A 15,155-nucleotide genomic window follows, 5' to 3' on the forward strand; every position below is an offset into this window, starting at 1 on the left:
ACCGCTGGAGGCAGGAGAAACCGTGGCCGCTGACGTATTCGCCTGTCTGATCTTTCGGGTGCGGTGGAAGGTTGATCGAACGCCATCGGCATGTGGCTGGTTTCCGGGCCCTCTCCCGGTGCCGATCCCGAATGTCGGTGCTGCGGTCGACCGCGGGGGCGAATCGGTGGTCGCCGACCGAAGCGCTCGGACCGCGTACTTTTCAGCCCGCGTGCACGATGCGCTGTACGGTGCGGAGGACACGGCGGTGGCCATCGGTCGTTGGCACAGACCGACGATCGGTGAGCTGCCGGCCTGGCACGGTGCGATCGTCCATGGCTGGGAATTGCTGCTAGGCGAAAATGGCGGTTACGCCGTCGCGCACGTAGAGCTGTCGAAGCAGCCTGTCGACGTGTTGTCCGGACTCACCACAGTGCGAGGGGAGAGCCGCCGATGGTTGTCCACGCTTGTCGACGACGTGCCGTTCGAGCCGATGAGACCTCGCGTCGTCACCCATCTCTGCTGGACGAGCGATCGTATACCGGAGCCGACTTCCGATCCCACAGCACTCGCTTCCTGGTCCACGGTGCAGCGTTGGCAGTGGTTCCTGGCGTCCGGCACGTCGGCGGCCGACGGCCTGCCGGACCCAGGCGATCCCGGGATTTTCGCTGACGTCGTCCACCTCTCGAATGATTGGCGCGCGTTGATTTTGCGGGACGGTGTGACCTACACCGCCCTGACCTCTGCCGACGCCACCGATTTCCACGCCGTCGCACGCACCTACGTGCGATCGATCCATCTGGACGCGGTTCTGCTCGGCTCACTTCAACTGAACGCCTTGCACCGCATCGCGGATCGGATCGCGGACATCCGCGTCCACTGCACCGGCGCGGGGCCGGTCGAGTTGCTGGAAGCCGAGATCCTTGATACCCGCGCGAAGCTGTGGTGGAACAACATCTCCGAACGTGGGGTGCAGGTCGCAGAAGTGCTGCGCGCCTTCCAAAACCAGCATCGGATGACCGACCTCTACGCACAGGTTGTCGCCGACCTGGACGATATCTCCCGTTATCTGCACGCCCGTCGCGCTCGACTGGAAGACGAGGCGCTCGTCGAAGCACAGGCACGTCGTCGCCGCACCGAGGAGCGCCATCGCGTCTCCGAGGACCGCGAGCGCCGCAATCAGACCACCATTGCTGTCATCTCGTTTCTGCTCCTACCCTTCGCCGTCACCTTCAGCGGCGCCGCTGTGCTCACTGATCCGAGTTCATCCGCTTTCGCTTGGAGTATTGCCGTGGCCCTCGTACTATCTCTGATCCTCGTCACCGTCTCCACCCTGCGCGCTCGGTGACGTGAGGGGCTGGTGCCTTGTCAATTCGGTGTAGCCGCTCTTACTCCGCTATCCGCGCCGAGCGCATCGGCGGTGCGGCGTGACTTGCGAAAGAACAACGAGCGTCCCCCGCACAGGCACCACACCGCGATTACCGGATCGCAGATCGCACAGCCCAGGGACGAGTCGTGGGCGAACGGGATGATCGGGTTGCCCTTGAAGTGGTGGAGTAGGTCCCAAGCGGTGTGCAGGAGCCAGGCGATGCCGATGTAGGTCCAGGATTCGAGGCCGTGGTAGGCGCAGTAGGTGGTGACGGCGGTGAAGGCGAATTCCCAGCCGCCGAAGCCGCCGCCGCTGAGGTATGCGGCGCCTGCGCCGGCGACCATGATGGCGTTGAATCGGCGGCGCTGTGGTTCGGGGATCAGGGACATTGCCAGCGCGTACAGCAGGCCGATCAGCACTGGTGCGATGTAGGTCATTATTGGGTGACTCCTCGTACGGTGGCACTTTCGCAGACCGAAACTATCCAGTCGAACGAGCCTCTCCCAGTGGCATTTACGACACGTCCTAACGGAAACTCGCCAATTCTTCGGTAGCGGTGCGAATGTGTACACCCGCGAATTCTGGAGGGGACGCAAACCGACCGGGTGAACCACCGGTGGCGACGGTCACAGGGTGATTGATCCTCCCTGGCCCGGGTATGCGGCGGGTGTCAGCCGACTACTGATTGGGAGGTATGTGATGCCGGAGCATCAGAGCGGACCACGAGAAGCTGTCGAGGGTGTCGTCGAGGACATCAAGGGGAAGGCCAAGGAAACCGCTGGCGTCATCACCGGTGACGAGGACCTGAAGAAAGAGGGTCGCGCGCAGCAGGACAAGGCCGAATCCCAGCGGGACGCGGCGCGGAAGGAAGCCGAGGCCGCGAAGGCGCGTTCGGAGGCCGACCTCGATGAGGCGCGGCAGAGCGCGTACGAGAGCGGCAAGGACGCCTAGTTCCCGGTGCGGCGGTAGGGCGGAACGACCCGTTCCCGGTCGGCGGCGATCTGCCGCCGCCGGGCCGCCATCGCCTCCGCGGGCGAGGAGCCCGCGGTCAAGGCTCGGAAGATGGCTGCCGCGTCCTCGATCGCGTCGCGCGCGCCGACTCCTTCGGCAGGCGTGATGGCGTGATCGGCATCGCCGCAGAGGATTACCGGGAGCCGTGGGGGAGCAGCGGCGGCGAAAGGCACGTTGCGCGCATTCGAGATGTGCACGGTCTGCGTCTGCGCGAGCAGAAGATCTACGACGTCGGAGATTCCCGGCGCGACAGTACGAATGAGTTCGGCCCAGTGCGCCACCGGATGGAATCCGATGCTCTCCGGGGGAAGGGGCGGGCGGGTGACCCTGGCGAACCAGACGGAAATCGTTTCATCCCAGAAGTGGCCGAAGGCGCCGGTCGGGCGTCCGTCTTCGCCGATCAGGCCGTCGAAATGCAGCACCGTGCTTTTGGTGCGCAATGCTTGTGGCCGCTCGGTGCAGCCGTAGAAGACGATCTGACCGGCGTACTCAGGGATGCGCCCGGGTTCGATGCGCTGTCGTACGAGGGAGTCGATGCCGTCGGCGGCGATGACGAGATCGTCGGTTGGTAGCCGGGTAGCGCCCCTCAGCAGCACACCTTCGTGGATATCGGTGACCGCAGTGTCGAAATGGAACTCTGCCGCTGTGGCAGTCGCGAATTCGGTCAGCACCGCCATGAGATCGGCGCGTAAGTACAGCCGGTGGCTGCGGCTCGGCCCGAAACGTGCTTCGCCCGGCTGGTATTCGACCCGCAATGCGTCCACGGGATGGGCGACCGCGTCCAGCCGGTCGGCGGGCACGCCGAGGGCGGTGAGCGCGGCGTGCGCACGGTCGTCCAGCACCAGGAACGCTCCTGCGCCGACGAACCGCTGGCTTTCGTAGACCCGTGCCGGAATGCCCTCGCGCCCAATCGCTCCGGCGAGGACCGTCCCGGCGATTCCTCCGCCGACGATGGTGACCATGTGGTCCAGCGTAGAGCTACGTGCGACGGTCGGGTTGCCGACAGCGCAAAAGGAAGCAGCGCGATACCAATGTTCCAGCCGAACGGACGAGCCCGGCAGTTCGAGAATCGGGCGATGCGTCCACCCGCATCCGCAGTAGCAGTCGATACCGGTTTGCGGCGCTGTGCCGGTCGAGATAAGTCCATGCGAACAGCACTCCGCGGCAACAATTCCGGCTCTCGATGACTTCGCCCAGACCGACAGTCGCTGACCAGAGCGGCTCGCGACCGGGCGCTCACAATCCCGTTGCTGCCGATGGAAGCGCTCCCGCGAGTGGACAGCCCGCCCTCCGAATCGAGCCCACTCAGCAAGTACTCGGCGCAGGCACACCATTGAACCGAGCTTCCAACCATCCGAGCGCCGACGGTATCCCGAGCACCGCGGTGGACAAATGGTCCGGGCTCACGAACTTCTCGTATTGGACCCGCACCCCCGCCTGGCAGTATCGCCGCACCGTCGTGTCGATCGACTCCACCGGTATCAGAGCGTCGTGCTCCGCGCGCCACTGGTAGAGCGGCGCGGACGGAACGCCCTCGTAGAGTTCCAGGCTGTTCTCCTCGAGCACGCCGCGTGCGCGCTCGTCTTCGGCGAGCGAATTCGAGGCCGCGACGTCCACGATGCCGCGGCCCGCGCCTGCCAGCAGGATCTCGTTGGTGCAACTGTCGGCGATCCGGTCGCGGAACGACAACCCGACCGAGTTCAGGTAGTCGCTCACCGGCAGCCGCGCCGGGTACTCCCGCTCCAGCCCGATGGCGGCGGCGAAGGCGAGGCCGAATGCGGCGTGCGGCGCATAGCCGAGACCCTCGATCATTTTGACCAGGTTCATCGGCACCCCGCCCGCGGCGGCGCCGATGATCGGCAGTTCCGGCGCGTAGGTCGGCGCCAGCGCGGCCGCCCACGTGGTCGCCATGCCGCCGCCGGAGTAGCCGAGCATGGCGACACGGCTGTCGGCCAGTCCTAGTTCTGTCACCCGCCGTGCGGCGCGGATGCTGTCCAGGGTGATCATGCCGCCGAGCTTCGCCGCGCCGTAGGCGCTGGTGGGCCCGAGATGATCTGGGAGAGCGACCGACCAGCCGCGCAGCAGCAGGCCGTTGAGTGCGGGTGCTTCGCGCACCGCCAAGTTCGGGTCGCTGGTGTAGAGCACGCGGGAGACCGCGCACTGGGTGCCGAGTGCGTTGATGATGTGCTGATAGGACAGCAGCGGCCCACCCGGGGTGGGATTCTGCGGGGTCAGCACGGTGGTGGTGGCCGCGATCGGCTCGCCCGCCGAGTTCGTCGAGCGGAACTTGATCATCGTGACCGTCGCGCCGGGGAACGCGAGTAGTCCCGGCATCGGCCGTACCGCGAGGACGTCGCCGGGCGCGGCGCGGTCCAGGTGGGCCGGAGTGGCGTAGAACGGGTCGGGATCAGGTTCGGGATAGATCGGCTGCGCCGCGGCCTGCGGGGTGATCAGACCCTGCGGTGTGATCAGACAGAGCGCGGCCGCGGCGGTAGCGATGACCAATCGAAGCATGGCTTTCGTCGACTCCCATTCGTCACGACGTGTTGTTCCGAAACGCTGGTCTGCTGAAGTCGAATACTGCGGATACCGGTCGCCTGCGGCCGATGCCCGGACCTGCACACTTTAGGGGACGATCGGAAAAGGCCGAGGTAGCCGCGCCGCCGGGTGACGCCGGGGCGCGCTGCCCACCGGTCGGTTACCGTGACCCGGTGCTTCTGCTGGTCGTCGGCGTGATCCTGCTCGGTGTGTTCGGAGTGCGATTCCGCAGGGACCGCAGGCGGTTGGGGCACGGCGTGTATCTGCTACTCGGGACGGCGTTCGTCGGCGCGTGGGTGGTCGGCCTGGTCGCCGACGGTGATCTGCCGGTGGTGCTCGCCCCGCTGCTCGTGCTCTTGTCGCCGCTGGTGGTGCTGGTGCTGGCCGGGTTGTCGATCGCGAACGGCACGCAATTGGTACGCCGGGAGGGCTGGCGTCTTCCGAATCTGCTGCCGCTCGGACTCGGCATCGCGCTGCTGGTGCCGTATGTTGTGCTCGCCCTCGCCTTGCACACCGAAAACCTCTGGTTCGTGGTGCTTCTGGCATCGCTGACGATGGCGATCAGCTACATCGGGTTCCTGTTCGCGGCATTCCTGGTGTATTCGCTGTGCTACGGCTTGCTGCCCTACCGTCCCGGGATGGACGCGATCGTCGTGCACGGCGCCGGGTTGGTCGACGGCGACGTGCCGCCGCTGTTGGCGGCGCGCCTGGATCGGGCGATCGAGGTCTATCGCGGCGAAGCCGAGCGCGGACGCGCCCCGCTGCTGATCGCCAGTGGCGGTAGGGGATCCGATGAGGAGGTCTCCGAGGCGGCGGCGATGGCGGATTACCTGATCGAGCACGGTGTGCCCGACCACCACGTGATCCTGGAGGACCGATCGGGCACCACCGAGGAAAATCTGCTGTTCACCAAGCGGCTGCTCGGCGAGCGCGGCCCGACGACCCGAATAGTGCTGGTGACCAGCAATTTCCATATTCTGCGCACGGCGATCCTGGCGCGTCGCCTCGATCTCGACGCCGAGGTGACCGGCGCCAGGACGGCCTTCTACTACCTGCCGAGCGCGTTCCTGCGCGAATTCGCCGCGCTGCTGGTGGCCTACAAATGGAGCACCGTGATCGCGTGCGTCGCGCTGGTGTCGCTGGGCCGCTGGCCCTGCTCGCCACCCGCGGCTGACTCAGCTGCCGAAACTCTTGTGCGGAATGCCCACGGTCAGGCCGCCGTCGATGACGAACTCGGCGCCGGTGGAGTACGACGACTCGTCGCTCGCCAGGAACGTCACCAGGGCGGAGACCTCGGCCGGGTCGGCGGCGCGGCCGAGCGGGATCTGCAGGAAGTCCTCCGGGATGTTCTCCGTCATCGGGGTCCGGATCAGGCCCGGGTGCACCGAATTGACCCGGATCTTGTACTGCGCCAGCTCGAGCGCGGTGGACTTGGTGAGTCCGCGCACGGCGAACTTGGTGGCCGTGTAGCCGTGCAGTCCGGGGCTGCCTCGCATGCCCTCGACGGAGGAGATGTTGATGATCGAGCCGCCGCCGGCCTCGATCATCGCGGGCGTCGCGGCCTGCATGCCGAGGAAGGTGCCGGTGAGGTTGATGTCGATGATCCGCTGCCATTCGGCCAGCTCGAACGCGACGAGCAGGTTGCCGTTCGCGATGCCCGCGTTGTTGACCAGCACGCTCAGCGAGCCGAACCGCTCCACCGCCTCGCCGACGGCTTTGCGCCAGTCGTCCGGCTGGCGCACGTCGAGGTGCACGTAGACGGCGTTGTCGCCGAGTTCCGCGGCGACCGCGGCGCCCTCGTCGTCGAGCACGTCGCCCAGCACAACCCGCGCGTCCTCGGCGACCAGCGCCCTGGCGTGCGCCGCGCCCATGCCGCGCGCTCCGCCGCTGATCAACGCCACCTTGCCGGTCAACCGCCCCATCCGGGAACCTCCGTCTCTCGAACGTCGTCTGCAACACGTTGCAGAAACGCGCCGGTGTGGGCGCGTCTCGCGACAGTAACCCAGACGGCCGCTCGGCGGTCGCCGGTGTCGATGTGTCCGGCAAGTAGGTGGGCGTCGCGGCACCTGTCCCGCTCTATCGCGAGAGCCCAGAACGGCTACGGGACGAACTTTCGCCCCGGCGCCATCTGGACGGCGCCTCCCGGACGGGCGGTGCGCGAATGTCGAGGCGGTCGCGCTGATCATCGAACGGAACGGTGATGGACGGGCTGGTCCGCGTCGCCGCGACGGAAACGCGTCCGCCTGGTGCGCAGCTGTGCCATGATCGTATAGAACGCGTTCTAATCATGTCCCCGATGTGACCGCTCGGGAGGTGCGCCATGACGAACTCCGGCCGAAGCGTGACGCGGTTCGGCGGCCGTTTCCGGGTGCCGGACATCGCCGAGGTGCCCGGTGGCCGCCTGGTCGATCTGCCGGGGCGGGGCCGGACCTATGTGGTCGACATCCCGGGGCCGGAGCACGCACCCGCGCTGGTGCTCCTGCACGCCACTGCCTGCACCGCCTACCTCACCTGGTTCCCGTCGCTGGCGGCGCTGGCTCAGCGGTACCGGGTGATCCTGTTCGACCAGCGGTGGCACGGCCGCGGCATCCGCTCCGAGCGTTTCACCCTGGAGGACTGCGCCGACGACGTGGTGGCTGTCCTCGACGCGCTGCACGTCGACCGGGCCATGTGCGCGGGGTTCTCACTCGGCGGAATCGTCAGTCTGCTGGCCGGGCGCCGTCATCCGGACCGGGTGAGCGGTCTGGTGCTCTGCGCGACACCCTACCGATTCCGGGAGAAATGGCGCGAGCACGCTTTTCACCGGACGTTCGGCGTCTTCGCCGCCGCGGTGGGGCCCTATTCCTACCGTCGCGCCGAAAAGCTCGCGGGCCGTCTGCCCGAGCTTCCGCAGGTCACCTGGACCCGGGGGCGATTGGATCGCTGGGCGCTGGACGAGTTCCGCAGCACCAGCGGATGGGCGCTCACCCAGGTTCTCGCCGTGGTCGGGCGCTTCGACGCGACCGCATGGTTGCCGGATCTGACGATGCCGACAGCGGTGGTGATCACGACCCGGGATCGGGCGATTCCGGTCTATCGGCAGATGGAGATGGCGACCATGATCCCGGGGGCGAGCAAGCACCTGGTCGCGGCCGGGCACGCGTCCTGCGTGCTGGAGGCCGATCGTTTCGTGCCCGTGTTGCTCGAAGCCTGCGAGACTGTCGCCGCGAAGATTTGAACGGTGCGGTCCTGCCCGGCGGCGGTGGCGGACAGGGAGCCGGCGCTCAGCCCGATTTCCGCGCGGCGGAGAGCAATTCGGCGACCACGCCGGGCACGGCGTCGGCGAGCGCCGCGATATCGGGCACCAGTTCCTTGCAGGCGATGAAGCCGAAGTTGAGCTTGTCGTTGTGGGACAGCACGGTGACCGTCAGGCCCGCGCCGTGGAACACCGGCCCGAACGGATACATCCCGTCCACCCGGACGCCGAGGAAGTACAGCGGCGTCGGAGGGCCGGGCACGTTCGACACGACCAGGTTGTGCACCACCGGGTGCATCTCGGCCAGCTTGAGCGAGGAGTACATCCGCGCGGCGAGCCGGAAGGTGTTCGGCGGGGCGTATTTCGACCAGTCCTGCAGGAAGTCGGCGCCCATCGCTTCGTGCTCTTCCTTGGCCCCGCGATTGTTCTCGGCCACTTCACGCAAGCGTTGCACCGGGTCGTCGACGTCGGTGCCGAGCCGAGCGAACAGCGTGGACACCTTGTTGACCCCCGCCGTGTGCCGGGTCGACTCGTGTACCGACACCGGAACCGACGCGATGAGCGAGCGGTCGGGTAATTCGTCGCGCTCGGCCAGATAGGCGCGCAACGCACCGGCAACCACGGTGAGCACGACGTCGTTCACCTTGACCCCGAACGCGGAGCGGATCTCCTTGATGGCGTCCAGCTCGGCGTCGGTGAACGCGACCGCGCGATGCGGAGTGATGGCGAGATTGAACGGTGTGCGGGGCGCGGAGAACGGTATCGCCATGCCCGCCTTGTTCTCGCGGCGGCGCTGCGCGAATCCGGCGACCACGCCGACCGTCTTCGGCAGCATGCCGACGATGCCCGCTCTGGCCGGGAACTTCACCACCGCTTCGGCCAGCATCTGCCAGTCGCTCGGTTTGGGCTCGGGGCGCCACTCGTCGTCGGGCACGGTCTTCGTGACGCCCGGCTCCGGGTCGCACAGGTGCATCATCAGGTTGGCGCCGGTGATGCCGTCGACGGCGGCGTGGTGGTATTTGCAGATCACCGCGATTTTCCCGTCGTCGAGACCTTCCACCACGGACATCTCCCAGAGCGGGCGATCGCGGTCCATGGGACGGCTGGCGATGTCCCCGACGAGTTCGGCGAGTTCGCGGCGCCCAGCCGGAGCCGCGATGGCGATGCGGCGGACGTGATAGTCGAGGTCGAAATTCTCGTCCTCCACCCAGACGGGATGGTCGAGGTTGAGTGGCACCTCGTACACACGGCGGCGCATCTGCGGAATCAGGGGAAGTCGCCGGGCTAGTTCGGCTTTGAATCCCTCGAACGAGTAGTCACCCGACGACGGGTCGAGGATCAGCAGCGCGCAGACGTGCAGATGCTGGGTCCCGGTTTCGAAGTAGAGAAAGCTGGCATCCAATCCGGTCAATCGTTCCATAGCAAAAGCCTACTAGAACGCGTTCTAGTTTTGTGCCGGAAACGCCAGGTGTGACGACTGTCGCGGAGTTGTGTCACCGTACAGCCTCCGGGTGCGATTTTGTGTGTTACCGAAAGTTCTACATATGTGTATAGTCCTTGCTACGGATATGTAGGAATCGCGCGCGGTGGCGGCGAGCGAGGATCGAGGAGTACCGATGAAGCTACTTCGCAGGGCCGGGCGCCGGCCCGATACGGACCCCGGCACCGTGGCGTTGCGCGCCCGCAACGTGCGATTCGACTGGGCGGACACGCCGCTGCACTGGATGCCCGCCGAGCCCATCGCCTCGCACCTGATCAATTCGCTGAATCTGCTTCTGCCCGAGGGTGAGCGCATGTTCTGCGCCGCGTATGCCGAGGCGCTGCCGTATGTGCGCGACGAGAAGCTGCGCGAGGCGATGCTCGGGTTCATCGGTCAGGAATCGATGCACGCCGAGACGCACGACAAAGTGCTGCACGAGGTGCTCGCCGTGCACGGCATCGATCCCGAGCCCTACCTGCGACAGGCCGAGTACCTGTTCCGCCGGACGCTCGGGCCGCGGGATGTCGCAGGCGCCGCCGAACGGCAGGTGATGGTCGAGCGGCTGTCCTTCATCGCGTGCCTGGAGCACTTCTTCGCCTACCTCGGCGACTGGGTGCTCAACGCGGAACTGGAGCGGTTCGGCGCCGACCCGCGCATGGCGGACCTGTTCCGCTGGCACGGGGCGGAGGAAGTCGAGCACCGGCACGTCGCGCACGATGTGGCGGTCTATTTCGGTGCCGGATACGTGCGGCGGGCGGGACTGATGCTGCTGGTGTTCCCGATCTTCCTGACCTTGGTGGTGCGCGGCACCAAGTTCATGGTCCATCAGGACCGCGACCTGCCCGACCTCGGCTATCCCCGGTTGCTCGCGCGAGTCTTCGGTGCCATGTGGCGCGGCGCGCTGCCCGGGGTCCCCTCGCTGCTGTGGAGCGCGCTGAGCACCTTCAAACCCGGCTACAACCCGGAGACGGTCGGCTCCACCGCGCAGGCGGTGGCCTATCTGGCCAAATCCCCGGCGGCGCGGGCGATCGCCTCGTGAGGCTGCCCGTTCCAGACCGGCTTCCCGCGGACCTGTTCGGCAAGCGCGATCGCGACCGCGCCGTGCGGGTGCTCGACGCGGTGGCCTCGGCGCGACTGCGCTGGACCACCCTGGTCAACCGGCGCGTTCCACGTCCGAGGGTGGACGATCGGCGGCTCGCGCTGGTGGTCACCGAACGGCGGATCGAGGCGCGCGACCAGGACGTGGTGAGCCTGCGACTGGCCGCCCCCGACGGGCGCGTGCTGCCGCCCTGGCGCCCCGGCGCCCACCTCGATCTCGAGCTGCCGTCCGGCCGGCTGCGGCAGTACTCGCTGTGCGGCGACCCCGCGGACGTTCGGGCCTACCGGGTGGCGGTGCGCCGTATCCCGGAAGGCGACGGTGGTTCCGTGGAGGTTCACGACGCTCTCCCCGTGGGGTCACCGATCGTCGTACGCGGGCCGCGTAACGCGTTCCCGTTCGCCGTGCCCGGCCACGGATCTCCAGCCACGCGTTTACATTTCGTCGCGGGCGGGATCGGGATCACGCCGATCCTGCCGATGGCGCGGCTGGCGCACCGGCTCGGGATCGAGTGGGCGATGGTGTACACCGGGCGCAGCCGCGACACCTTGCCGTTCCTCGACGAGATCGCGGGATTCGGCGACCGCGTCGTCGTACGCACCGACGACGAGCACGGGCTTCCCGACGCGGCCGCCCTGCTGCCCGGCGTCGGCCCCGACACCGCGGTCTACTGCTGCGGACCGGTGCCGATGATCACCGTGATCGCCGACACCGTGCGCGAAATGCCCTACGTGGAATTGCATTCCGAACGGTTCTCGCCGCCACCGATCGTGAACGGTAAGCCGTTCGAGATCCAATTCGCCTCCACCGGGGAGGTTCTCGAGGTCGGCGCGGACCGCAGCGCGCTCGACACGATCCTCCAGGCCCGGCCCGACCGCCCGTACTCGTGCAGGCAGGGCTTCTGCCGCACGTGCAAGGTCCGGGTGCTGACCGGCGAACCCGACCACCGCGACACCGTGCTCACCGCCGCCGAACGCGAGGCGGGCGAGATGCTCGTCTGCGTCTCGCGCGCCGACGGTGGGCGACTCGTGCTCGATCTGTGACCCGACCACGGTCAGTCAAGGAGAAACCCGATGACCACCACCGAACCGCTCTCCGCGGTCGAACGCACCGTGCGCAGCGGCGAATTCGACCTCGCCGTCTACGAATACGGTGATCCCGCCGCGGAAACCGTCGTGCTGGTGCACGGCTGGCCCGATACCCACCACCTCTGGGACGCGGTGGTGCCGCTCCTGGCTCGCCGGTTCCATGTGGTCGCCTACGACACCCGCGGGCACGGGCGCTCCACTCGCACCCGGCGCACCGAAGACTTCCGGCTCGACCGCCTGGCCGCGGACTTCTACGCCGTCGCGGACGCGGTGAGCCCCGACCGCCCCGTGCACGTGCTCGCGCACGACTGGGGTTCGGTGCAGGTGTGGGAAGCGGTGTGCGAGCCGCGTGCGGCCACCCGGGTCGCATCGTTCACCTCGGTGTCGGGGCCGAACCTGGACCACATCGCCAAGTGGATTCGCAACCGGCTCGCGCGTCCGACGCCGCGCAACATATGGCAGCCGTTCACCCAGCTGCTGTCGTCGGCGTACACCTTCTTCTTCATGACCCCCGTGCTGCCGCGCGCCGCCTTCGGCCTGATCGGTACCGAACGCTTCTGGCGGCGGGTCGTCTCGATCATGAACGAGACCGCGCCGTCGAACGTGCGTCTCGGACCGAGTTTTCGCGCCGACGTCGTCGACGGCTTGCTGATCTACCGCGCGAACATCGTGCAGCGCATGCTCGCGCCACGTGAGCGGCACACCGAGGTGCCGGTGCAGCTGATCGTCGCGGGCCGTGACGTCGCCGTACGTCCCGCGGGATTCGACGACGAACACCGGTGGACCGAGCGGCTGTGGCGGCGGGATGTGCCCGCCGGGCACTGGATGCCGTTCTCGCATCCGGAGCTGCTGGCCACCGCGACCACCGAACTGATCGACACGCTCGGCGGCGCGGCACCGCCCCGCACGTTGCGCCGGGCCGAAACGGGCCGGGTTGCACGGCCGTTCGATGATCAGCTGGTTGTCATCACGGGCGGTGGCAGCGGCATCGGCCGTGCCACCGCGCTCGCCTTGGCCCGTCGCGGCGCCGAGATCGTGCTCTCCGACATCGATCTCGCAGCGGCGAAGGAGACCGCCGAGCTGATCGCCGCCGAACACGGCGTGGCGCACGCCTATCACCTCGACGTCGCCGACGAAGGCGAGATGCAGGCGCACGCCGCGACGGTGCTGGATAACCACGGCGTCCCCGACATCCTGATCAACAACGCCGGGATCGGCCAGGCCGGTGCATTCTTCGAGACCTCGGCGGCCGACTTCGACCGGGTGCTGCGGATCAATCTCGGGGGCGTGGTGAACGGCTGCCGTGCCTTCGGGCCCGCCATGGCCGAGCGGGGCCTCGGCGGGCACATCGTGAACCTCTCCAGCATGGCGGCCTACAGTCCGCAGCAGGGATTCAGCGCGTATTCCACCAGCAAGTCGGCGGTGTTCATGTTCTCCGACTGCGTGCGCGCCGAACTGGCCGCTCGGGGAATCTCGGTGCACACCGTCTGCCCGGGCATCGTGCACACCAATATCGTGGCGCGCACCCGGTTCTCCGGCGTCAGCGCGGAGGAGGAGAAGCGCAAACAGGAGCGTTACGACAACCTGTACCGGATGCGGCGTTACGGCCCGGAGAAGGTGGCCGAGCAGATCGTGCACGCCCTGCAGCGCAACCGCAGCATCGTGCCGGTGACGCCGGAGGCCCACCTGCAGTATCACTTCGGGCGGCTCGCGCCCGCCGTCGTGCGGTTCCTGGCGGCGCGGGTGAAGCTGACCTGACTCAGGAGGCGAGGGTTCGGGCGAGTTCGGCCTCGACGGCCACGACTCGCTCGGACCCGATGCCCCACGGGTGCTCGACACCCACCTGCCGATCCAGATCCCAGAGCACGCATTCCTCGCCCGGAGCCGCTACGAACGACCACGCCACCACGGTGCGGCCGAGTTGCTCGGCCATGGTTCCGTGCGAGTCCACCGGCGGCCCGGCGCCTTCCGGGAAGTGATGCAGGAAGCGCCCGTAGGCTCGCGCGCAGAAGTCGGCGTAGCGCTTGGTGCACAGGATGAACCCGTGCCATGCCTCGTCCACCGCGTGCGACGGCATGCCGATCACCTGATCGTCGCGCATGGCGGCGCCGCAGCAGAGCAACCACTGCCGCAATCCCTTGTCCACCAGCTCTCGTGGCTGCCAGGGGCAGGTCTTGTAGACGGCCTCGGGCAGTTCCAGGGCGTCGACGGCGGCGCGCACGGCCGCGAGGTCGATCTCACCGGCCGGAGATCTGCGGAACCTGAAGTTCACCACAGTTCACTGTACGTGCGTGCCGATCGGCCGCTACCGTCGTGACATGAGCGCACTCATCCTTCTTTTCATCCTGTTGATGGTGCTGCTCCTCGTGGCGGTTCCGATCATCGTCGTAGTCGTCATCCTTCGCTCGCAGCGCAATCAGTTCTTACCGCCGCCGCCCTATGGTCCGTGGCGCGGCGGGAACCGGAGCGGAGGACATTACGAGGGGGGATCCACCGACCCGTTCTGGGCAGCCGGCGGCGCCGGTTTGATCGGCGGGTTCGACCAGCCGCACGGCGGTGGGGGCGGGCATCATCACCACCACGGCAGCGGTTGCGGCGGCGGGAGCGGTAGTAGCTGCGGCGGAGGAAGCAGCTCCAGCTGTAGTGGCGGCAGTAGTTCCAGTTGCGGCGGGGGCAGTAGTTCCAGCTGTGGCGGTGGAAGCAGCAGCAGCTGCGGCGGGGGCGGTTCCTGACCCAGGATTTGACCTCAACCCTTCTTAAGGTTCCATGCTGATCTTCGTCCGAAACAGCAAGGAACTACGAAGGGTATGTCATGCGGGCTGTACAAGCCGATGAGTTCGGTGGACCGGAAGTACTCGTGGTGCGCGAGCTGCCCGATCCGGTGGCCGGACCGGGAGAGGTGGTCGTCGATGTGGCCGCCGCGGATGTGATGTTCCTGGACACCCGGCTGCGCAGCGGCTGGGGCACCGACTTCTTCGCGATCGAGCTGCCCTATGTACCCGGCGGCGCCGTCGCCGGGGTGGTGGCGTCGGTCGGCCCCGACGTCGATCCGGGCTGGGTGGGCAAGCGGGTGTCGACACCGACCGCGGCCAGCGGCGTCGGCGGCGGCCTGCCGATCGGCGGATACGCCGAGAAAGCGCTGGCCAAGGCGGACACCCTCGTCGCTTTGCCCGACGGGCTCACCCCGACGCAGGCAGTCGCGCTCGCCCACGACGGCAGGACGGCGCTCGCCGTCTTCGACCGTGCCGCCGTGCAGCCGGGCGAATGGGTCCTGATCACCGCCGCGGGCGGGGGGCTGGGCATCCTGCTGATCCAGCTCGCCCGTGCGGCGGGTGCGAACGTCGTCGCCGCCGCGCGCG

At 67.7% G+C, this 15,155-nt stretch carries 13 protein-coding genes and 1 pseudogene; 8 read left to right on the forward strand and 6 right to left on the reverse strand.

Annotation, left to right across the window (positions count from 1 at the left end; all coding sequences use genetic code 11):
- Positions 1-22: 22 nt before the first annotated feature.
- On the forward strand, positions 23-1,327 hold the full coding sequence (locus ON19_RS08770; RefSeq protein ID WP_157229631.1) for a hypothetical protein: 1,305 nt from the start codon (positions 23-25) through the stop codon (positions 1,325-1,327).
- Positions 1,328-1,347: 20 nt separating this feature from the next.
- Here ON19_RS08770 and ON19_RS08775 read toward each other — a convergent pair whose 3' ends face one another.
- The gene (locus ON19_RS08775; protein WP_043688791.1) at positions 1,348-1,785 is read right to left on the reverse strand and encodes a DUF6010 family protein; all 438 of its coding nucleotides are present in this window, start codon (positions 1,783-1,785) and stop codon (positions 1,348-1,350) included.
- Between the two features lie 262 nt (positions 1,786-2,047).
- Here ON19_RS08775 and mbp1 point away from each other — a divergent pair, with 262 nt between their 5' ends.
- Positions 2,048-2,299 carry a microaggregate-binding protein 1 gene (mbp1, locus tag ON19_RS08780; protein ID WP_043688792.1) on the forward strand — a complete coding sequence of 84 codons (252 nt, stop codon included), beginning with the start codon at positions 2,048-2,050 and terminating at the stop codon, positions 2,297-2,299.
- On the opposite strand, the gene ON19_RS08785 is transcribed toward mbp1, so the two are convergent.
- Positions 2,296-3,321 (reverse strand): FAD-dependent oxidoreductase, encoded by a 1,026-nt coding sequence (locus ON19_RS08785; protein ID WP_043688793.1) that lies wholly within the window; start codon positions 3,319-3,321, stop codon positions 2,296-2,298. The genes mbp1 and ON19_RS08785 overlap by 4 nt on opposite strands.
- 343 nt (positions 3,322-3,664) lie before the next feature.
- On the reverse strand, positions 3,665-4,873 hold the full coding sequence (locus tag ON19_RS08790) for a lipase family protein (protein WP_043688795.1): 1,209 nt from the start codon (positions 4,871-4,873) through the stop codon (positions 3,665-3,667).
- A gap of 662 nt (positions 4,874-5,535) precedes the next feature.
- Here ON19_RS08790 and ON19_RS43640 point away from each other — a divergent pair.
- A pseudogene (locus tag ON19_RS43640) lies at positions 5,536-5,961 on the forward strand (YdcF family protein); the annotation flags it as partial.
- A 111-nt stretch (positions 5,962-6,072) separates the two neighbouring features.
- Here ON19_RS43640 and ON19_RS08800 read toward each other — a convergent pair.
- A complete protein-coding gene (locus ON19_RS08800) occupies positions 6,073-6,819 on the reverse strand; it encodes a glucose 1-dehydrogenase (protein ID WP_043688798.1) in 747 nt (248 codons plus the stop codon).
- 398 nt (positions 6,820-7,217) lie between these two features.
- Here ON19_RS08800 and ON19_RS08805 point away from each other — a divergent pair, with 398 nt between their 5' ends.
- On the forward strand, positions 7,218-8,114 hold the full coding sequence (locus tag ON19_RS08805; RefSeq protein ID WP_043688799.1) for an alpha/beta fold hydrolase: 897 nt from the start codon (positions 7,218-7,220) through the stop codon (positions 8,112-8,114).
- Between the two features lie 46 nt (positions 8,115-8,160).
- Here ON19_RS08805 and ON19_RS08810 read toward each other — a convergent pair whose 3' ends face one another.
- Positions 8,161-9,552 carry a WS/DGAT/MGAT family O-acyltransferase gene (locus tag ON19_RS08810; RefSeq protein WP_043688800.1) on the reverse strand — a complete coding sequence of 464 codons (1,392 nt, stop codon included), beginning with the start codon at positions 9,550-9,552 and terminating at the stop codon, positions 8,161-8,163.
- A gap of 196 nt (positions 9,553-9,748) precedes the next feature.
- Between ON19_RS08810 and ON19_RS08815 the strand changes: the two genes are divergently transcribed.
- Genes ON19_RS08815 through ON19_RS08825 form a run of 3 tightly spaced genes read left to right on the forward strand, consistent with a single transcriptional unit; the run spans position 9,749 to position 13,554 of the window.
- Positions 9,749-10,651 (forward strand): metal-dependent hydrolase, encoded by a 903-nt coding sequence (locus ON19_RS08815; RefSeq protein WP_043688801.1) that lies wholly within the window; start codon positions 9,749-9,751, stop codon positions 10,649-10,651.
- A 2-nt stretch (positions 10,652-10,653) separates the two neighbouring features.
- Positions 10,654-11,751, forward strand: a complete 1,098-nt coding sequence (locus ON19_RS08820; protein ID WP_086006613.1) for a PDR/VanB family oxidoreductase — start codon at positions 10,654-10,656, stop codon at positions 11,749-11,751.
- A gap of 30 nt (positions 11,752-11,781) precedes the next feature.
- Positions 11,782-13,554 (forward strand): SDR family oxidoreductase, encoded by a 1,773-nt coding sequence (locus ON19_RS08825; protein ID WP_043688809.1) that lies wholly within the window; start codon positions 11,782-11,784, stop codon positions 13,552-13,554.
- A gap of 1 nt (position 13,555) precedes the next feature.
- On the opposite strand, the gene ON19_RS08830 is transcribed toward ON19_RS08825, so the two are convergent.
- On the reverse strand, positions 13,556-14,068 hold the full coding sequence (locus ON19_RS08830; RefSeq protein ID WP_372478620.1) for a UCP032817 domain-containing protein: 513 nt from the start codon (positions 14,066-14,068) through the stop codon (positions 13,556-13,558).
- A 540-nt stretch (positions 14,069-14,608) separates the two neighbouring features.
- On the opposite strand from ON19_RS08830, the gene ON19_RS08835 reads away from it, so the two are divergent.
- On the forward strand, positions 14,609-15,155 hold a 547-nt coding region (locus ON19_RS08835; RefSeq protein ID WP_043688814.1), incomplete at its 3' end, for an alcohol dehydrogenase catalytic domain-containing protein.

It is taken from the genome of Nocardia abscessus NBRC 100374 (assembly GCF_000308455.1).
Lineage (GTDB): Bacteria > Actinomycetota > Actinomycetes > Mycobacteriales > Mycobacteriaceae > Nocardia > Nocardia abscessus.